Annotated in this window: 19 protein-coding genes and 1 pseudogene; 1 reads left to right on the top strand and 19 read right to left on the bottom strand. The window is 42.0% G+C overall.

Features of this window, described 5'->3' with window-relative positions; translation table 11 throughout:
• Positions 1-12 precede the first annotated feature (12 nt).
• From fliD to ACTHRG_RS06800, 17 genes and pseudogenes are all read right to left on the bottom strand, one after another.
• Positions 13-2070, bottom strand: coding sequence for a flagellar filament capping protein FliD (gene fliD, locus ACTHRG_RS06880; protein ID WP_440230886.1), 2058 nt, complete (start codon positions 2068-2070; stop codon positions 13-15).
• A 15-nt stretch (positions 2071-2085) separates the two neighbouring features.
• Positions 2086-2445 (bottom strand): flagellar protein FlaG, encoded by a 360-nt coding sequence (flaG, locus tag ACTHRG_RS06875; protein ID WP_440230884.1) that lies wholly within the window; start codon positions 2443-2445, stop codon positions 2086-2088.
• Positions 2446-2628: 183 nt separating this feature from the next.
• The gene (locus ACTHRG_RS06870; RefSeq protein ID WP_440230882.1) at positions 2629-4239 is read right to left on the bottom strand and encodes a flagellinolysin; all 1611 of its coding nucleotides are present in this window, start codon (positions 4237-4239) and stop codon (positions 2629-2631) included.
• Positions 4240-4311: 72 nt separating this feature from the next.
• Positions 4312-5727, bottom strand: coding sequence for a flagellin N-terminal helical domain-containing protein (locus tag ACTHRG_RS06865; RefSeq protein ID WP_440230881.1), 1416 nt, complete (start codon positions 5725-5727; stop codon positions 4312-4314).
• A gap of 145 nt (positions 5728-5872) precedes the next feature.
• Positions 5873-6103 (bottom strand): carbon storage regulator CsrA, encoded by a 231-nt coding sequence (gene csrA, locus ACTHRG_RS06860; RefSeq protein ID WP_440230879.1) that lies wholly within the window; start codon positions 6101-6103, stop codon positions 5873-5875.
• Positions 6103-6543: a flagellar assembly protein FliW gene (gene fliW / locus ACTHRG_RS06855; protein WP_440230878.1), complete on the bottom strand. Its 441-nt coding sequence runs from the start codon at positions 6541-6543 to the stop codon at positions 6103-6105. The genes csrA and fliW overlap by 1 nt, the downstream gene beginning before the upstream one ends.
• A 16-nt stretch (positions 6544-6559) precedes the next feature.
• Positions 6560-7123 (bottom strand): DUF6470 family protein, encoded by a 564-nt coding sequence (locus ACTHRG_RS06850; protein WP_440230877.1) that lies wholly within the window; start codon positions 7121-7123, stop codon positions 6560-6562.
• 43 nt (positions 7124-7166) lie between these two features.
• Entirely contained in the window at positions 7167-8051 is an 885-nt protein-coding gene (gene flgL, locus ACTHRG_RS06845) for a flagellar hook-associated protein FlgL (RefSeq protein WP_440230876.1), read from the bottom strand.
• 17 nt (positions 8052-8068) lie between these two features.
• Positions 8069-10273: a flagellar hook-associated protein FlgK gene (gene flgK, locus ACTHRG_RS06840; RefSeq protein WP_440230874.1), complete on the bottom strand. Its 2205-nt coding sequence runs from the start codon at positions 10271-10273 to the stop codon at positions 8069-8071.
• Positions 10274-10300: 27 nt separating this feature from the next.
• Entirely contained in the window at positions 10301-10786 is a 486-nt protein-coding gene (locus ACTHRG_RS06835) for a flagellar protein FlgN (RefSeq protein WP_440230873.1), read from the bottom strand.
• Between the two features lie 15 nt (positions 10787-10801).
• Positions 10802-11068, bottom strand: coding sequence for a flagellar biosynthesis anti-sigma factor FlgM (flgM, locus tag ACTHRG_RS06830; RefSeq protein WP_440230872.1), 267 nt, complete (start codon positions 11066-11068; stop codon positions 10802-10804).
• 143 nt (positions 11069-11211) lie between these two features.
• On the bottom strand, positions 11212-11643 hold the full coding sequence (locus ACTHRG_RS06825; RefSeq protein WP_440230871.1) for a TIGR03826 family flagellar region protein: 432 nt from the start codon (positions 11641-11643) through the stop codon (positions 11212-11214).
• A gap of 68 nt (positions 11644-11711) precedes the next feature.
• Positions 11712-14276 carry an EAL domain-containing protein gene (locus tag ACTHRG_RS06820; RefSeq protein WP_440230870.1) on the bottom strand — a complete coding sequence of 855 codons (2565 nt, stop codon included), beginning with the start codon at positions 14274-14276 and terminating at the stop codon, positions 11712-11714.
• 151 nt (positions 14277-14427) lie between these two features.
• A complete protein-coding gene (locus tag ACTHRG_RS06815; RefSeq protein WP_353615005.1) occupies positions 14428-14805 on the bottom strand; it encodes a ComF family protein in 378 nt (125 codons plus the stop codon).
• 132 nt (positions 14806-14937) lie between these two features.
• Positions 14938-15114: pseudogene (locus tag ACTHRG_RS06810) on the bottom strand (double zinc ribbon domain-containing protein); the annotation flags it as partial.
• A gap of 7 nt (positions 15115-15121) precedes the next feature.
• Complete coding sequence (locus ACTHRG_RS06805; RefSeq protein ID WP_440230972.1) at positions 15122-16591, bottom strand: DEAD/DEAH box helicase; 1470 nt, start codon at positions 16589-16591, stop codon at positions 15122-15124.
• A gap of 219 nt (positions 16592-16810) precedes the next feature.
• The gene (locus tag ACTHRG_RS06800; protein WP_440230869.1) at positions 16811-17650 is read right to left on the bottom strand and encodes a DegV family protein; all 840 of its coding nucleotides are present in this window, start codon (positions 17648-17650) and stop codon (positions 16811-16813) included.
• Positions 17651-17845: 195 nt separating this feature from the next.
• Between ACTHRG_RS06800 and ACTHRG_RS06795 the strand changes: the two genes are divergently transcribed.
• A complete protein-coding gene (locus ACTHRG_RS06795) occupies positions 17846-18124 on the top strand; it encodes a hypothetical protein (protein WP_076257542.1) in 279 nt (92 codons plus the stop codon).
• A gap of 70 nt (positions 18125-18194) precedes the next feature.
• Here ACTHRG_RS06795 and ACTHRG_RS06790 read toward each other — a convergent pair whose 3' ends face one another.
• Together ACTHRG_RS06790 and ACTHRG_RS06785 are read right to left on the bottom strand one after the other, a co-directional pair.
• The gene (locus tag ACTHRG_RS06790) at positions 18195-18881 is read right to left on the bottom strand and encodes a response regulator (protein ID WP_076257543.1); all 687 of its coding nucleotides are present in this window, start codon (positions 18879-18881) and stop codon (positions 18195-18197) included.
• A gap of 51 nt (positions 18882-18932) precedes the next feature.
• Complete coding sequence (locus ACTHRG_RS06785; RefSeq protein WP_076257544.1) at positions 18933-20075, bottom strand: sensor histidine kinase; 1143 nt, start codon at positions 20073-20075, stop codon at positions 18933-18935.
• Between the last annotated feature and the right edge of the window lie 100 nt (positions 20076-20175).

The following is a 20175-nucleotide window of genomic DNA, read 5'->3' as shown; positions in this document are numbered from 1 at the left end:
CACTCCTTTTAATTACATGCCGCCGCTAAATTGGTTCATAAGGAACATGGATTGCTCATTGGAACGCTGAATTGCTTTTTCCATGGCGGTGAATTGGCGCCAGTAGCGGTCTTCAACCTGAATCATCCGCTCTTCAAATCGATCAATTCTGCTGTCTAAGTCAGATAAAGTCCGCCCCAGTGCAAATTGCTGGTTGGTAGAAAAAGAGTTCCCGGCTTTTTCTTTAAGCTTGTCCATCGTCTCATTCACAGAATCATATAAGCGATGGATAATCCCTTTTTCGTTTTCAGCAGCAGATTCACTGCCTCCTCTGAATAAAGCTTCGACCGCATCCGGGTTATTATTAATCGCTTCTTTCAATTTGGCTTCATTAATTTCAAGCTTGCCGCCTTCCAAGTAATTTGAAGTGGTTGTAATTCCAATGGAAGCAAGCTGATTGAACAATGGATTAATGTCATTGTTTGAGACAGGCTGATACATTTTCATACGCATAGAAGACAGGGTACCCGTCAGAATGGAGTCACGGCGCAGCATTCCGCTTTTGGCCTTTTCTTCCCAAAGTTCCTGCTGTTTATCGCTAAGCTGCTCACGCTGTTCATCTGTTAACGGCGTATAGCTTCGATATTTTTCTTCAGAAACCTTGCCATTTATTTTAGAGATTAATTCATTATATTTATCAACAAATGACTTTATATTTTCAAACACCTTGCTGCCATCATTATTAATGGATAATGAAGCTGAAGTTCCGTCATCGAATTCTTTCTTTAGTGTTATATTTACACCGTTTAAATCAAATGTATTGGAATTGCGTGTTGTAGAGAGTCCATTAATGACGAATGCGGCATTTTCCCCGTGCGACTTAGCTGCTCCGGAAAACCCAAGTGATACAGATGCGAAGTCACCACTTACTGAAATATCATACTCTCTATCAGGGGTGTTTGGATCATCATGAAAATCACCCGTTTCTGTTCTCATCATCGATATTTTTCCGGTCGCTGTGTCATAGAACATGGAGACTCCAGCTTTAGACGTATTAACTTTATTAATAACGGAACTCAGAGATTCAGATGACTCTATCAGAAAGTTTTCTTTTACAGGTTCATTACCTGCCCCAGATGTATAGGCAGAGATTGAAAAATCAGCGTATTCCTGCTGATAAACTGCTTTTATCTGAGTATTGGCAGATTGTGCAGCACTAAAGGTTATTTCGCCTGTAGTTAAATTGATGCTTCCAAAGCCGCCGCTGAGCTGTCCGACATTTGTAGCAGGATCGACGGTAGTTATCGAATAATCGGTGCCTCCAACAGTTAATTTGAAACCATCCTCTATAATGTTCTTTTTATTAAGCTGGAATGACCTGGCCTTATCTGTTAATGTACCGGTTTGTACTTCATGATTAGTAATATAATTAACCTTCACTGTTGCCCCGGCTGCCACTGCATTACTGAATGTGAGGCTGCCATTTTCATCAATATGAACTTGGTTTTTGCCTGCTGTAAAGGAGGTACTTGATACGACCTCATAAGCCACTCCATTCACTTTAACAGACATCTTGGATAATTCACTGGTTTTAATGACTTCTCCATCCGCTGCTGCCAAATCCAGCTTCAAGCCGGTAGTTGATCCATTGCCTGCTAAACTGCTGCTTCCTACTGCACCTTTTTGCCATGTTAAGCCTGCGGTGAAATTATTGGTTTGGGAAGCTAAAGATTTAGATGAATCTACTGATCCAATACCTCCGGTCACCCAGTTCTCAGCACTTGCCAATTTTGTTACTTTGGAAATAGAATAAGAGGCTTGAGAAGCGGCACTTCTTGCTGTAGCCGTTATTCTCGATTCATCAGAAGAAGTGACAGTCCTTGCTCTATATTGGGTCGTCAGCTTCATTTGTGTTAATTGGGAGCGGAAATCCAGGAGAAGGGTATTCATCGATCTGTAATCATCCCGCTGCCATTCCAGGACCTGTTTCTTTTGCTTTAATTTATCCAGCGGCATCCGTTCCGCTTTCATTAAATCTTTTACAAGGGAATCAATGTCCATTCCGCTCGCCAAACCACCGATTCTTAACATTTTAAATCAACTCGCTTAAATTTTTTTATCAACCATAAGACCAAGAAATTCTGTCATCGCTGCGTAGACATCCAGGAGCTTTTTTGATGGAATCTCCCTTACCACTTCCTGGGTTACATCATCAACAAGGGTTACATAATACTCATTTAACTCTTCGTGAAGCTCAAATTTTAACGAAGTGTAGGATGCCTGCATGAACTTATTCATGCTTTCGATTACTTCAGAAACCTTTTCTTCTTTATCAGCTTTTGGATGCTGTGTTGAAACAGCAAGGCTGGCCATTTTATCTGTTTTTGTATTTTCATAGTTTTGCTCACTCATGTTAGTAACTCTGGGTGTAAGAGATGTGTGCTGCGATGATAATCGTTCTATCATAATAATCCCCTACCTATGTAAGATAAAATACTATGAGTTTTATATCGGCATTTAATGGAGAATATTAAGAGTCCATACTGGAAAAGAAGTTGTAGTATGGATAAAATAGACAAATTAGCAGATTGTATACGGGGTCCATTATTACAAAAAAGGTCATGGAGTATTCCCCATGACCTCCATATATTAACGCAGGAGCTGTAAAACACCTTGAGGATTCTGATTTGCCTGAGCCAGCATGGCTTGAGCTGCCTGAGAAAGAATCGAATTCTTTGTTTGGTTCATCATTTCTTTAGCCATATCCACATCACGAATACGGGATTCAGCAGCTGTTAAGTTTTCTTCTGAAATAGCCGAAACAGACAAAGCTCTCTCAAGACGGTTCTGATAAGCCCCAAGCCGAGAACGCTCCGACGATACAAAAGTAATAGCTCCGTCAAATATTGATATATTATCATCTGTTTTACTTAGGATGTTAATATGATTAATACCGAGCGAGCTGCTTGTAACATTGACTAAATCCATATTTATCGAAGGACCGACCCTCATCCTGGATCCCCCGGAACTGAAAGCAGGCCATTTTTCCACGAAAGCTGTTAATGGATTTAGCAAATCGGTATTCAAAGTATCTGGAACCGTTGTATCATCATCGCCGCCGCCGATTGCTCCCGCATCAGTATCACTCAAGTCAATATTTGAATTTGCAAGAGTCGCATTGGCTTTAAAATCGGCAAGAAACCCAGCTTCATTTTTTCCTATTAAATCCATTAATGCCTGATCCATTGTCTTCTCTGCTCCGCCAATTTTGATCTCATCAAACAAAGACTTAATGCCTCCAGTAATCTGGGCATCCAGATATTTAACAGCAGCATAAGCTGCTGAATAATCAGCACTTGTACTTTCCCATGAATCAATTTGACTTTTTAGGGATGCAAAGTTTGTTCCGTTGCTGGAATCAGCTTTTAATCGCTCATCCGCACCGGCAATAAACTCAGCTGTTCCTTCTATAAACCAGGTTGGGAGGTCTCTCATATTGGTGGTTCTTCCCATGATCGCATGGGTCATTTCATGAGCAATAATCCGGTCATTCGAGATCCAGGAACCGCCACCGTTTGGCATAGACACTGGAGAAAAATCACTCATATCGAGGACTAGCTTCTGATCAAAATACCTGCCATCTGTTCCTGTTGTGTAATAAGACCCCTGCACCCAGGCCACCCTGCCATCACCAGAGTTTTGTATAAATTGAATCTCAAGAGGAGCATCATCCACACCAGCTTGCAGGCCATAATGCAAAGCTACTAACCCTTCACTATTTTTCAGCCAATACTTCTGTAAAGCCTCTACAGCTTTTTGCTGATCTTGACTGTCAGACGAAGAAGTAACGTTTAACAAATTTATCGTATTAAATTCTGTATTATTAGCAATTCGGTCCACTTCTTTGACAATCTGATTGATTTCGCCTTGAATAGACTCACGATCACTATCTGTAAGTGTATCATTTTTCGACTGGACGGATAGCTCTCTTCCACGCTGCAGCAAGGAGTGGATTTCTTCCATACCTCCTTCTGCAGTCTGAAGCATAGAAATGCTGTCTTGCATATTTCTCTGCTCTTGCCCTAATCCTCTAATCTGTGCCCTCATTTTTTCAGAAATAGCAAGACCCGCAGCATCATCACCTGCTCTATTGATGCGCTGTCCTCTTGACAATTTTTCTGAAGACTTCGCGACCTGACTGGATGCTTGTGAGAACTGATGATATGTATTCAAGGCAGCAATATTATGATTTATTCGCATACTGCCAGCCTCCACATTTTTATAAAAAAAGAGACCTTAGACGACTAAGGTCCCTTTTAGGAACGACTAAAATTAACGAAGTAATTGAAGTACGCCCTGTGGCTGCTGGTTAGCTTGAGCCAGCATAGCTTGAGCTGCTTGGGAAAGAATAGAGTTTTTAGTTTGGTTCATCATCTCTTTTGCCATGTCAACGTCACGTACACGTGATTCTGCAGCTGTTAGGTTTTCAGAAGATGTATTCAAGTTGTTGATTGTGTGTTCTAAACGGTTTTGGAATGCACCAAGTTTAGAACGTTCAGCTGAAACTTTTGTAATAGCATCATTTACAGCTGTAATTGCATTTTCAGCGCCTGCTTGTGAAGTAACATCAATATCTTTGATACCAAGGCTTTGTGTATCCATCTTATTAATATCCACATTCATTGTTTGATTTTCATTAGCACCGATATGCATTGTTAGTGCATTGTTTGTAGTTGTAATTGTTGAACTCGCTGCTGCAGCCAATACAGAATCAACTGATAAATCAAACTCGAGACCGCCTGCTTCAAAACTATTGTCAGTAATTTTCAAGTTAGCTGCACTAGAATATTCAGTACCTGAAGCGGAATTAGTAATTGCAAATGCACCTGCAGCTGCGTAGTTGCCGTTTAGGTTAAAATCTAATTTCCCTTCAGTAACTCCACCTGCTGAAGGGTCAGTTATTGTTAATTTCGTTGCAGTCCCATCGGGTAGGTTTCCAACAATTGTTGCATCTCCTCCCCCAGCAGTCCAACCTGCGAGGCTTCCTACTTCAACACCATCACTATTTTTGAGAGAAATATCAAATGTATTAGCTACACCGGTTGATTTAAACTCAAGGCTATAATCACCAAGTTTTAAACCATCTAAATCTGCATCAGCAAATGAGAAATCTCCAGTTGCTAATCCAGTAGTATTTGTTTTTATATCCATTGCAACTGTACCAGCCGCTCCAGTTGTCACGGTATAAGTGTCAGCTTTTAGATTAGAATCGACTACATTTACACTACCTAAAACATGATTATTAGTTGTGATATTCGCAGAGTTTCCAACACTACCATTTAATAATTTCTTAGTGTTAAATTCAGTATCATTTGAAATACGGTTCACTTCATCTTTTAACTGAGAAATCTCTTTTTGGATTTCTTTACGATCAGCATCAGTATTAGTGTCGTTTGAAGATTGAACTGCTAATTCACGCATACGCTGAAGAATATCATGAGTTTCGTTCAATGCACCTTCAGCAGTTTGGATTAAAGAGATACCATCTTGAGCATTCTTAGATGATTGATCCAATCCGCGAATTTGTCCACGCATTTTTTCAGAGATAGCTAGACCTGCTGCATCGTCTCCTGCACGATTGATACGAAGACCTGAAGACAATTTCTCCATTGATTTTGATTGAGAGCCTGAAGCACTATTCAACTGACGATAAGTATTCAAAGCAGCAATATTATGATTAATTCTCATTGTTATTTTCCTCCTTGAGTATATGTCCCACGTCCATGTGGTTTGTTTTACTGTTCAGCAGAAAAGTCGGCCGCCTTTTGCTGTTCAGCTTTACAATGGTTATATCGACTTATTTTGACAGTGTTTAATAGTTTAATAAAAAATTTTATTTCTTTTTAAAAAAGCTATTGAGATTATTAATAGCGTCAGCCCCTGTTTGTGCTGCTTGGCTATTTTCCTGCTGGATGGATAGGTAGATTTCTTTTCTATGTATATCAATATTTTTTGGTGCGTTTATTCCTATTTTCACTTGGTCCCCTTCAATTGAGAGAACAGAGACTTCAATATCGTCACCAATCATAATGGATTCTTTCAGTTTTCTGGTAAGTACAAGCATTATTTCCCCCCCTGTTTTTGAGGTGTAATGATTTTATGCTTAGTAAGAAAGGAGGTGTTGGCTAGAATAACTTGCTTGCCTGCCCTTTTCTTTTGGTTGATAATCACCGGTGCCTGAAGATTTGCTGTGGTTTCCTCGAATGGCTCCCTTACTGTCAGTATCGTAAAAGCTGCAATATCTTTATCAGATTTTATGTCCAGTTTTTCGAGCACTTCTTCGGTTAAGTCAAATTCATATTGCGGAAGAAGAGTAAATGGATCTGCCAGAATAAAGGCAACTTCGTTTGTGTTAGTTGACTGAAGAACATAGAGTTCTGTCCCTTCTAAAGGGAGGATCAAAAACTCTTTTTCTTCCAGGAATCCCGGGATGCCTGATGGAAACGCTATAATGTCTTCTTCTTTTATTGTTATCTGACCGTGAAATTTTGTTTGAATGTTCATTTGTGTCACCACTTCGTTAGATTGTTAGATTTACAAAATCAATTTTTAAAGCTGGATATTGTTTCATGGATATATTCACTTTTCCTGGCTGATAGTCATGAATTGGCTTTTGCGGACGGGTGTTATTGATGACGGCATTTCTTTTCACTTGAATATCCACTTTCCCAGGTACAAAATTGATCTTTACGCTTCCAGCTGAGGGAATCCACCCGATATTAAATTGCAGCTCTGGCCCTTCGCTGCTGCGCTGTGCCTGGTCAGCAATTGGATTTCCTCCTTTTTCTATCATCATCAGCTCGTCACCTTCCTGTGAACGCCTGGCCATTCCTTCCAATAAATCCTGATATCCCTGCTGGGCTGCTTCTTCTATTCGTTTTGAAATATGTTTTAAATCCACATCTTCCCGTGCTTTCGTCTGGTCAATGGTCAGCTTTGAGGGTGTTCGTTCAATGGTTAATTCTGCAGGCGGCTGCTGGAGATCCAGCTGGGCTTTAGGCTGCTGAATCGATTGAATCGGCTTCTGAGTATTTATCTGGATTTGACCATATGTTGATTGGACCCTTATTTGCGGGATCTGCATGTTCACTCACCTCGAAAAAGAAAGCTATCCCTCAAGGAATAGCTTATCTTAAAAAGTCCATTAATGTTGGCTGTATGATTCGCGATCCCACGCTAAGGGCTGCGCGGTGAACGCTTTCTTGTGTTTTTAAGTCTGTAATGACTCTTTCAATATCAGCATCTTCATTGTCTGAAAGCATGCGATTTGCAATTACTTCCTGTTCATCTATTCTGGCTTCCATCATTTCAATCCGGTTAATTCGTGCTCCTAATTCGGCACGGGCTGACACAATTTTATTAGTATGAGTATCTAAATGACCCAAATAGTCTCCAATGCCATCACCAGTTTCAGATGAGAGGTCGTTTATCAGATTTTCCAGATCGGTAAATAGCCCTTCACCTGGAACAGCACTTCTCGTAAAAACGTCTGAAGGGGTAACATTTACCTTTACTTTAATCCCTTTTGACAATTCAATTTCAACCGGGCTTGAATTAGAGGAAACCGTTCCGCCGCTAACGGGTTGGGATGTCGTATCCGTACCGTTAAAAATATACTTATTGCCCACTTTTGTATTGGCAATTGATTCAAGGTGCTCTTTCAGCTGGCCAATTTCAGCTGCTATGCTTTCTCGCTGGCTCTTTTCATAGGTCCCGTTGCTTGCCTGAACAGTCAGCTCACGAATCCGCTGCAGGACACTTGTCGCTTTGTCCAGCGCAGAATCAGAGTTTTCAATCCAGTTATAGGCTTCTGAGAAATTCCTTTTAAACTGTTCTACTTCTGCAAGGTTTGTCCTGTATTGAATGCCTTTCATGGCTACAACAGGATCGTCAGAAGGCCTGTTTATTTTTTTTCCGGTAGCAAGCTGATCCTGGTATTTACCCATTTTTTCATAACTATTGCTCAGGTTTCTCAGCATACTGCTGGAAAGCATAGATTGTGTAATTCTCATCTATTATTCACCCACTTTTATCGTCCAGCAGTTCCCATGCCATTTATGATTTTATCAAGCAGTTCATCCTGCAGGCTGATCATTCTGGCAGATGCATTGTATGCATGCTGGAATTTAATCATATTTGTCATTTCTTCATCCAGGGAGACTGAGCTGACGGATTGTCTTCTTTCTTCAACAGACTGGCGAAGTACCGACCCATTATTAGCCATTCGATTGGCTTGCTGCGACTGGATCGCCATTTCTCCAATCACACCTTTAAAATAGCTTTCAAAGCTCGCTGTTTCCCCTTCACTATAATTAAGCAGAGCATTTTTGACATCCGCTAACTTAAGTGCGTTCCCCCCATTACCTGCATCCGTATTTAATGATGCAGCAATTTTATCGATATTTTCCAGGATTGGAGAAGCTACCTGCATCCTGCCCGCATACCCTTTTTTAACAATGTCAGAGCTGGCAGGAGGACTCATTACAAATGCTCCAATAGATTCACCTATTACCTGAATTTGTGTTTCCCAGTCAGCTGAGGATAAATTTACTTTCTGCCCGCCTGTTTGGCTAACAAGTTCATTCAGTTCAGCAACATCAGGGTTATCTGTAAAATATACACCATGAACCTGAATTCCCTTAGGGAGGAGCTCCTCTTTTAATAAGTCCTGGAGCTGTGCTTCATCATCAGCATCCTCATCTGTAACGAATACAATATGTTTAAATACATCGTCTGAAGAGGAAGCTCCTGCTGCTGTCTTAATAGCATCCATTAGGTTTTCATTACCTGTTATGCCAGTACTTGTATCTGCCTCTAAACCTTTTAAAGCATTACTTATCTCCGAATAATTAGTTGTAGCCGGCACCTTAATAGCGTTACCATTCTCATAACTGACCAGCCTAAAGGTTATATTCGCCGGGTCTACCCCTTGACTCGTAATACCATCAACAAACTGCGCTAACTTTTCTGCAACCTTATTTTGCTTGTCACTCATGCTCCCGCTGTTATCAACAACAAAAGTGATTTCAGCTTTCTTTTGAAAACCGGAATAATCGTTTGGCCCCACATCAGAGAAGAATGGAATTTTATCTTCTCCGTTTTTCATTTCATAGAGGCTATTACCATCCTCATGCACTTGATTGAATGCTTTTGCAAACGTATAAGCCATATTATCCAGCTCGGCAAGCATCTCAGGATACAAGCCAGCCGCACTGCTTGCAGGAATTTTGTTATCATCATATCCATAGGATTCAATTAATCCTTTAAGTACTCCAGCAGAACCGAAGTGAATCGCACTGACAGCACTTAAAGATTCAAACTGGTCGCCATTATTTTCTCCGCCTGCCGTATAGCCGCCAATCGAAATTGTGCTAACCGAGTTATCTGCACCATCTGTATTAACCTTTATGGCATTGTATTTAAAGTTTTGTCCGTCAACCAGGGACACTTTGTTTCCATTCATGTTAAAGATCGGATTTCCATTTTTGTCGACAATATCAATTGTCAGAGTTCCCTCGGCAATATCAAGGGCATTTCCTCCGCTTTTAACCTGAGTCGTTTTTATATTCACTAGTTCAGAAAGTTCATCAATTAAACGGTCTCGTTCATCGTAAAGATCATTGGGCAAATAGCCATGCGGCTCAATTTCGGAAATTTCAATGTTAATGTCGTTAATCTGATCTGCAAGAGAGTTAATTTTTTTCGCCGTAACTTCAATCTGGCTTTTCAAATCATTCCGTATCCCATTTAAGGAATCAGACAGATAATTAAATGTCTCGGCAACAGCTATTCCACGCTGGCGGACAACCGATCGTGCACCCGAATCCTCTGGATGGACAGCCAAATCCTGAAGAGATTGCCAAAACTGGTCCATTACGCTTGATAAGCCAGTCTCAGAAGGTTCATTCATGACTTCTTCCATGTTTTTCAAGGCATCTGCTCTCGCCTGCCAATATCCTACTTTGTTATTTTCTCCGCGATATTGGACATCAAGAAAGCTTTCACGAATTCTTTGAATGGAACCAGCCTGAACTCCCGTTCCCATTTGCCCTGGAATCTGCGGACGGTTCATTGAAGCAGCAGGATAAGGCTCGGTTTGTACAAAATTTATCCGCTGACGGGTGTAGCCTGGTGTGTTCGCGTTGGCAATATTATGTCCAGTTGTATATAAAGCACCTTGCTGCGTAAACATCCCGCGGCGTGCTGTTTCCAAACCCATAAAGGTTGAACGCATAATTCTCGTTCCTCCAAATTTATTTTTTTATGCCTTCGAATTGAAAATCCCTGTTGAAGTGTTCCCAGGTTTTATTTTCTTATTTGACGGAGGGCCATAATTATAGTTTTGAGGCTGCGGGGATAGCAAACTCATCGAGAAATGAACGAATTGCATGGATTGGTGAAGAAGCTGCTGATTTAATTGGTTTTTATCCTGAATATCCTTAACAGCCTTTATCAATTCATCGCTAAGCCTCGCTATTCTTTCTTTCGATTCCCCTTTAAGTTCTCCAAGGCAATCGGTAATCGTCGGATTATCATTGTATGGGACTATATTTTTAGCATACGTTACCCGATCCTTTTCCAGCTTCCCGATAGCCGCAATATGAGCCTGCTCATCCTTCAGCATCTGATTCAGGGCGTCCATGTCGCCGTTCTTAATCATATCTGTTTTTTTTACTGCAAGTTCATAAAGGCTTTTATGAAGCTTTAGCAGTTTCTCCATTGCTGCCGTAAGAGCTTCGGCTGACATGCCAATCCCTCCTCATTATTTATTCGAATAGAAATTAGCAATGCTTTTTGCGACTTCTTTCGGATTGATTTTATAGGTGCCGTTCTCAACCTGAATTTTGAGCTCTTCTACTTTAGCTTTGCGGTTTTCGCTCAGCTGTGATACCTGCTGCATTACCTTTGCAGTAGAGCTGATTTCGATTTTATCTGATGCCGTTCTGGCTGTTTTCCCTGCATTTTCAAGCTTGTTCATTTGGCGTTTGTATGGGTTCACGCCTGAAGGACCAAAGTTATTGATTTTCATGTGTACCCCTCACTTTCTTTCCGGTCGATTTAACCTAAGTTTATTATCGGCTAATGTGGCGGTATGTTTAAATGTTAATTTACGTTTGGTAAAAAATACATCAAAAAGCCTATAGAAAAAGCTATGTGAATGAGCCACATAGCTTAGAAACGTTTATTTATTTTTTCATTGACGGCAAAATAAGTTCCTTGTTTTTCTCTCTGGGCAGCTTCTTTTCTTCTTTCTTCCTCAGCGGTAAACTGCTGAAGATCTTTTCTCAGTTCTCCTGCACAGCTTTTGCAGACTTTTCCTTCCCGAATGCTGCCACCGCATTTTTCACAAGGATAGCCAAGGTTCGGGAATTGAGCCAGCTTCAATTTTCCCGTACGGATAAACTTCAAAATTAAGTCTTCCTCTACTCCGGTTGCTTCCACAACCTGAATGATGGTCGCAGTCCGATTCTCCCTCTTCCGGATGAACTGATAGACCGTCTCATAAGCCTTCTCTTCTTCCTTCCAGCAATCCTGGCAGACTTCGCGGAATTGGTTTTTGACAAAGATGGCATCACATTTTGGGCAGTTGGATAACTCAGCCATATGATTCTTCCTCTCTCAGTTTATATGAAATATTATAGCTCGAAGAATAGGATAATTATAGAAAAATATTATTCAAAATACAGCTGACTGCTGGCTGTATCGATGAATAGAGATTCGGGAACAGACGGATTTTGCTCCAGCTGTTTTTGCAGACTATCAAGCATCTCCGCCAATTTAGCTCTCGGTCCCTCTTCGATCATAAATTGAAATCCATAATTAGTTAGAGTATCCGATATTTCATCTTTCCGGACAATCGTTCCCGTAAATGCAAGGAACTCTCCTAATAACTTAGTTTCAATCAATAAAATAATATTCTTTCTCACTGGGAGTTTCATTTTGGACACAAATTTTACTCCGCCTGCACTCATATCTTCAATCAAAATTTTCGTGCTGCCCATTTTGACAGGCTTTTTATTAAGCTCTAAGATGGTCATATTTGCTTCAAGCGGGTAGGGAAACTCGACACGCGCATACTTCCGCAAACCTTTAAACACATTGTCTTCTTTGGTATTTTGCGGCTTCAAAATGCCAATTAACAATTTCTGCTCAAAGATGGAAGGCGGAATCGGCTTGCTGAAAAGGTACCCCTGTATTTGGTCACATTCATTTTTCCTTAAAGTGTAGAATTGCTCAAAGGTCTCTACACCTTCCGCTACCACCTTCATATTCAGCCCATGTGCAAGCGAGATCAGGTTGGCGGTAATGATGGCATCTTCCGCATTTTTATCCATTGCCCGGATAAACGTTTTATCAATCTTTAAAACATCGAATTTATATTTCTTTAACTGCGTGATGGAGGAGTAGCCTGTCCCAAAATCGTCCAGCGCAATTTTCACTCCCATCTCACCCAATTCCTTAAGCACCGCTATCACGTTCTCTGAGTAATTGATTAGGGAAGATTCCGTCAATTCAATCTCAAGCAGTGACGCGTCCAGATGATTCTCGTCCAATGCGGTCTTTATCGTGAAAACAAGACAGCTTTTCAAAAAGCTCAGCGGAGAGATATTCACGGATATCGGAACAATCGGCAGCCCGCTTTCCTTCCAGGAATGAATCTGCCTGCATACCTTCCTTATCACGTATTCACCAATATCTACGATTAAACCCGTTTCTTCTGCAACGGGTATAAACTCCAGCGGAGAGACCCTGCCCCATTCAGGATGATTCCATCTTAATAAAGCTTCCGCACTAACTAGTCTCCGTGTTTTCGCATCAACTCTTGGCTGGTACTCAAGAAAAAACTCGTCATCCTGAAGTGCCTTCCGCATATCCTGTTCCAGCGTAAAAAGCTTATAAGACTCAATATCCATGGAGGGATGGTACACCTGAAATCGGGTATTCCCTTTCTGCTTGGCATGGTACAGGGAAGATTCCGTATTTCTGACCAATTCATCAGCTGTGCTCCCATTATCCGGATATAAACTTATGCCTATGGAGGGAGAGATATTTAGCTCAAAGCTGTTGATATGGAACGATTCAGAGAAGATCAGATTGATAGAATCTGCTAACAGTGCAGGGTCCTCCCCCTCCTGAACAGATTCCATAATGACCGCAAACTGATCACCGGAAATTCTTGCTGAAAAATAATTTACCCTCTCTTTAATTCTTTGTGAAACAAGCCTGAGAAGTTCATCTCCAGCAGAGTGGCCGAAGGTATCATTAATCTGCTTCAGCCGCTCCAGATCAAAAAATAAAACCGCAAATCTCTTATGTGCATCAACTTCTATAAGACTCTGGAGCTTCTGATCAAAGTACCGGCGGTTTGGCAGGTCGGTTAGATGATCATAAAAAGCCATACGCCTCATTCTTTTTTCAAGCCATTTTTGTTCGGTTATATCTGTTACAAATCCATCAATCCGGATAAGCTCGCCCCTATCATTCAGGTGCGGGATGCTATGATGATTAACCCACCTTAACTCACCGGACTTATGAACAATCCGGTATTGATAGCGGATGCTATTCCCATTCAGAAGTTTCTCCCGCTCAGCCTCTACCGCCTGCACATCATCCGGATGGATTACATTGTTCCACAAATCGAAGTCGGCAATAAACTCCTCGGCCGTGTAGCCGAAAATCCCTTCCACCCCTCTCGAAAAATGAAGAACCTTTCTTTCCAGTAAATCTGCAGAATAAATGCCCACATCAAGATTTTCATATATCTGTCCAATTTTCCGCTCGTTTTCATAAAGTTTTTCTTCCATGTGCCGTTTTTCAGTTATATCCTGAATCGTGGCAATGATCTTGGGCGATCCATCTTGATCTGCAAAATAATCTGCACGATGGTGAATATATCGCTCCTCTCCATCCTGCCTGGTTATCCGGCATATCAAATCCACACTTTCTTTTTCATTCAGCAGCCTGCTAAACTGCTCTACAAATGCCGGCCGGTCATCCTGATGAAGGTAGCTCAAATACATTTGATAGTCTGGAAATAAGTCTTTTTGAGGGTTCAGGCCAAAAATCCGGAACAGCTGATCAGACCAAAAACCTTTATCAGTTTCCACATCGTACTCCAGGCTTCCGATGTTTGCGATCTTCTGTGCCTGGTTGAGGTTATTTTTTATTTTCATAAATTCCGTTTTATGGATGTTATATTCAACTATATCACTGTTATCTTCAGCCAATGACTTCACTACATCCTCTCCCAATAAAGCAACTGAACGCAGGCCCGCGGTTCCCCGACCGAAGCCTGGTATTCTTATCTATAAATTTTACTTGTTTAGAATATTTTAACATAGGATTTATTACCTATTAACACTGCGACCAAAAAATTACGCTGAAAAACTACCCTCTCGCCAGTGTAAGTGACAATACTGAAGCTGCACCGCCTGTTTTCAACACCTTTGCCGCATGGTATAAAGTGGAGCCGGTAGTATAAATATCGTCAATTAGTAGAATCACTTTATTTTCAATATTAATATTGAGCGGCTCGAAGACCTGATGATGATGAATCCGCTCAAGACGCGATTTCTTGGATTGCTTCTCAGAATGGATTCGCTGCAGCAGTTCTGCCGGTGTAAAGCCTGCCTCAAGGATGAGTGCAGCAGACTGATTAAATCCGCGCTCATACAGCCTTTCAGGACTTAAAGGAATCGGAACGAGACAGTCGAATTTCATATTTTCCAGCTTTCCCCTTATAAAAGGAGAGAAAGCTCTGGCCATAACATAATCTCCCCGGAACTTATACCGGGCGAGTGTCTCTTTCAAAAAGGCATCATAGGTGAAAATAGAATGGTTTTTATCAAGCATCCCTGACCACTCTGGATCACGATTCCACCTTACACAATCACTACAAGTATCGCCTTCCCGAAATTGGGGCTCTAAAGTGCTGAATGGCCGGCTGCATTTAGCGCAAGTCTCTCCTCTGATAAATGGGAGTTTATCTGTGCAGACTTGGCATAAATGATGATCTTGCGGCCGTGACCAGAGAGTAGACCAGCTGACAGCTGAGACAATTTCTTCATGACAAATTAAACAGTTAATAATCGATCAATCCTTTCTTTTTGGCTTCAGCGTTCATATGGAGGATTTGCTTTCGTGCTTTGACCATGCTGTCGGTTTTACCGTAATGGAAAAAAGTGATATCTCCGCCTGGAAATTGAGCACTTCTTCCGACCCGGCCGGCGATCTGGACTAAAGCGCTTTCGGTGAAGATTCGGTCTTCAGAGCCTAAAACAGCTACGTCAATATTAGGAAACGTAACTCCTCTTTCCAGGATGGTTGTGGTGAGAAGCATGGGGATTTCCTTGTTGCGCATCATTTGGACTTTGGATTTTCGCTCTGGGTCTTCTGCGTGCACTGCTTGGATTTTAGGATAGGAGTTACGGAGTATGGTGAGGGTTTTTTCCATTTTATCGATCTTGGGAAGAAAGAGCAGACATTGCTTCTGATTATCCAGCCTTTTTTTGATCCATTGGGTGACTGCAGGCGGGAGCTTATCCTTCTTAAGAGATTTCTCCCAATTGCCGCACCATTTGAAAGATGGCACAGGCAAAGGGTGGCGGTGATATCTGGCCGGGATGGTGACAAATTCCCTCTTCCCGCTCCGGCATTCATTCTGCCATTTTTGATTTGGGGTAGCTGTGAGATAAACCATCGAGGAATGTTCTTTGCGGGACTGGCGGACAGCATACTGAAGACTTTCGTCTGCCGTATAAGGAAAGGCATCCACTTCATCCAGAATGACTGTATCAAATGCCTTGTAAAAGCGGAGAAGCTGATGCGTAGTGGCGATGGTTAAGGGAGCCTGGAGATGGCGGTCTTCACTGCCGCCATAGAGGGCAGCCACCTGGATGCCGGGGAAAACTGTTTGAAGCCGCGGACCAAGCTCGAGCACAACATCTGTTCTCGGAGTGGCAATGCACACTCTTTTTCCGGAGGCGAGGGCAGCATTGATTCCTTCAAACAGAACTTCCGTTTTCCCTGCACCGCAGACTGCCCAGACGAGGAGTTCTCTATTTTCGATTATAGACTGTCTAACCTGATCGGAGGCATGCTGCTGGCCCGGTGAAAGAGTGCCAGCCCATTTTAGGGGGTGCTCGGTTAAATCACGGTCTGGCTCAGGTCCACTCCAGCCAATCAGAGGGGTGCATTCACTGACCCGCCCCATCATAATGCATTTTCTGCAGTACGTACACTCCTTCTCACCGCATCGTGCACAGGGAAAACCTGCGAACAGTGAGCTATCTTTATTGCCGCATCGGGCACAAACTGTCTTGCTTTTGGTCTTAATTATCCCTTTTCGGTAAGTAATATAGCCATTTTCATAATGATGATGGATTTCTTCGAGTGGTTGAGGTAGATTTTCGAGTAAAAGCTGTTTTCCGTGGAGGATTTGCCGGAGATCTCTGTTGATTGGGTAGTTTTCGTTGAGCGGCGGCTCCGGAATGGTGTCAATCGAGGATATCTGGAGGCTTTCTGGAGGAAAATCTTTTATATAGGGGGTCATTTCAGGAGTAAATCTCAATTAGTTCACCTCTGGACTAAATAGTTTATCTGTCTATTTGCAAGTATTACGGTTCTATTTGCAAGTTCCCGGATCTATTTGCAGATTTAGGCTCTCTATTTGCAACATCAAACTTTCTATTTGCAGGAATCTTCAATCTATTTGCAAATCCACATCACCTCTCCCAAAAAATCTGCGCCATCCCAAAGAATGGCGCAAACATTACTTCTTCACCCAGCCAAACCCCATCGCACCTTCGCCCAAATGGGTTCCAATAACCGGGCCAAAGTAGCTGATCATAAATTCCACATTCGGATATTCCGCTTCCAGTTCAGCCTTCCACTCACGCGCTTCTGCTTCGCGATTGGCGTGGATAATCACCGCCTGATACGGCTCACCGCTTTTCACATCTTCCCAGAAAAGGTCAACCATCCGCTTCATCGCTTTTTTCCGGGTGCGAATCTTTTCAAACGGAACAATTTTCTTATCCTCAAAATGAAGCAGCGGCTTCACCTGCAGCAGACTTCCAATCAAGGCCTGTGCACTGGACAAACGTCCTCCGCGCTGAAGATGCGACAGGTCATCCACCATAAAATAAGCGCGAATGCTTTTTTTCATTTCCTCAAGCCGTTCCACGATTTCCTGTGGACTCTTCCCTGCAGCAGCCAGTTCAGCAGCTTCCACCACATAAAAGCCCTGCACCATACAGCTGATTTCAGAATCAAACGGGAACACCTGAATATCCTCTACCATGCTCCCAGCAGTGACCGCCCCCTGGAACGTGCCGCTGATGCCACTCGACAGATGAATCGAGATCACCGCATCATACTCTTTCGATAATGTCTCAAACAGCTCGGCAAACTCGCCAACCGGCGGCTGTGAAGTAGTTGGGAGCTCTTTGTGCTTCACTTCTTCGTAAAAGTCTTCAGCCGTAATTTCCACTTCTTCCTGGTACGTCTCACCGCCAAAAATAACACTCAGCGGAATCATATGTATATTTAACTTTTCTCTTAAGTTCTTAGGAATGTATGCTGTACTATCCGTTACAACAGCCGTTTTCATAAATAGAAGTACCATCCTTATCTTATTTCCTACTGTATGTTCCATTTTATATGATAGCGGGTAAAAATGCATTAAGATTATTGGGTGCTCCTTTGTGCCCAAGTTGGAAAACTGGTATATTTTCACATTCATATAAAGATAGTGTATATGGTAAAATTCCTTTTGTGTCTTCATTTCGTAAAGGAGCTGTAACAATTGAAAAATAACACTTCTTTTACAGGCAAAGCCCACTCCGGTAAATATACTCTCGATACACTTCACCACTTATTGAATAGTGAATTAAGCAAATACAAAAACATTAAAGTTCCAAACATTAATCACTCCCTAAGCGGGACGGAACTTGCCTCCTGGCTGATAGACAGCGCATCCCCGCAAGAGCTTGAAGAGCTGATCTCAATGGTCAATCAGGCTAAGAAGAGGTCTTCTGATACGAAGACGATCTTCCAAATTGCAGCCGCTGCCCTGATAAAGTAAAAAGCACGCAATGGTATAAAACCATCTGCGTGCTTTTTCAACAAAATTCGGGTGGTGCCTGTCACCAATACTATCGCACTTCCACCCAGCCATTCTTAATCGCTACTACTACGGCTTGTGTACGGTCATTTACATTCATCTTCTGCAGGATGTTGCTGACGTGGTTCTTAACGGTTTTTTCACTGATGTAAAGAGCCTCTCCGATTCCACGGTTGCTTTTTCCGTCAGCAAGCAGCTGAAGGACTTCACATTCGCGGCGCGTCAGCAGGTGAAGCGGACGTCGGATTTCAATCTGTGATGAGTAGCCGCCGCTGCTTCCTGCTCCTACAGCGGATAAGCGCCGGTATTCATTGACAAGATTATGTGTAACCTTCGGATGCAGGTAAGATCCTCCATCTGCTACAACTTTTACTGCTTCAACTAAGGCATCTGCATCCATTTCTTTCAGCAGGTAGCCGCTCGCGCCTGTTTTCAGCGCATGTGTAACGTAATTTTCATCATCATGGATAGAAAGGATGATGACCTTTGAATCAGGATGCTTTTCAATTAATTGGCGAGTTGCTTCCACACCATTCACATTCGGCATGTTAATGTCCATGATGACAACATCAGGATTATACTCTTCCACCAAAGTGATCGCTTCAGCCCCGTCGTCACCTTCTGCTACTACATCAAATGATCTTTCAAAATCTAAGATGCGTTTTACCCCTTCTCTGAACAATTGATGGTCATCAATTATGACAATCTTTGTAGTCAATTGCTTCGCCTCCCAAATTCTCCGGTTAAATGGTTTCTCTATTTATAATTTCTACAAGTTCAAAGGTACCTGGATAATGACAACCGTGCCTTTTCCCGGTTTGGAATCGATGGAAAGCTGCCCCTCAAGAAGCTCGACTCTCTCTCTCATTCCAATAATCCCAAAGGACTCCGCTTTTCTTTCCCGGATATCAAATCCTCTGCCATTATCTTTAATGATAACAGCTACCCTTGCCTTATTAATCTCCAATTTCACGACAATCTCGGTGGCCTCTGAATGCTTCAGTGAATTTGTAACAGATTCCTGAATCAGCCTGAAAAGTGCGACCTCATATTGAGACGGAAGCCTTTTTTCTTCTCCAAGATTGGAAAACCTGATTTTAGTGGTACTGTGATATTCTTCGATAGTCTGCAGGTATTTTTTGAGGGTAGGCACCAGCCCCAAATCATCAAGTGCCATTGGACGCAGGTCGTAAATGATCCTCCGCACCTCATATAAGGCACTTCTGACCATTTTTTTGAGGCTTTTAATTTCTGTAATTGCCTCAGCTCCGCCCCGTTCTTTATAAATCCTTTCAATTAAATCGGATCTCATCATAACGTTAGCCATCATTTGTGCAGGACCATCATGGATTTCCCTTGATAATCTTTTCCGCTCTTCTTCTTGAGCTTCTATTATCTTTAAGCCGAATTCCTGCTTAACCTTTGCATCTTCTATGATTTCACCCATTTGCTTCAGGTCACTTGTGAGATAACTCATGACAACGGAAATTTGTGAAACAAGTGATTCTGCTCTATCAATTGTTTCACCGACACCCAGCAGCCTTCTTTCAATGTCATCCCTGCGATCACGCAGCTGTTTTTCCAGCTGCCTGTTCATGGTTAAGTCCATCTGCAGCTGATGAGCCTTCTCATAAGCATCCCGAACCTCAAATTCGGTATAGTTCTTGAAATGCATGCTGACTTCAGACAGCCGTTTACGGGCAAACTTAGTTTGAATCTCAAGCTGATCGCCTGCATCAATGGTTTTAATCACTAAGTGTTTAACATCTCTAAGCTCTTCAGTAAGGGTTTCATAATCTTTTCTGCATTGTTCGCCAATTCTGAAGATCTCATCCTTGCTCGTCCCAACAGTGTCTATTATCTTTTGCAATATAAGATCAAGGGTTTTTGAATCAAACTTCTTAATATTCATATGGAACCTCCAGAAGGAAGCAAGTCCTCTCTTAACTATTATATCTGCCATATATTGTAGCTTGTAATAGGAAAGGTTACTATATCCGTATCATGAAAAC

Source organism: Cytobacillus sp. SAFR-174 (genome assembly GCF_051964675.1).
In the GTDB taxonomy this organism is placed as follows: domain Bacteria; phylum Bacillota; class Bacilli; order Bacillales; family Cytobacillaceae; genus Cytobacillus.
This window is presented reverse-complemented; position numbering and strand designations above follow the sequence as displayed.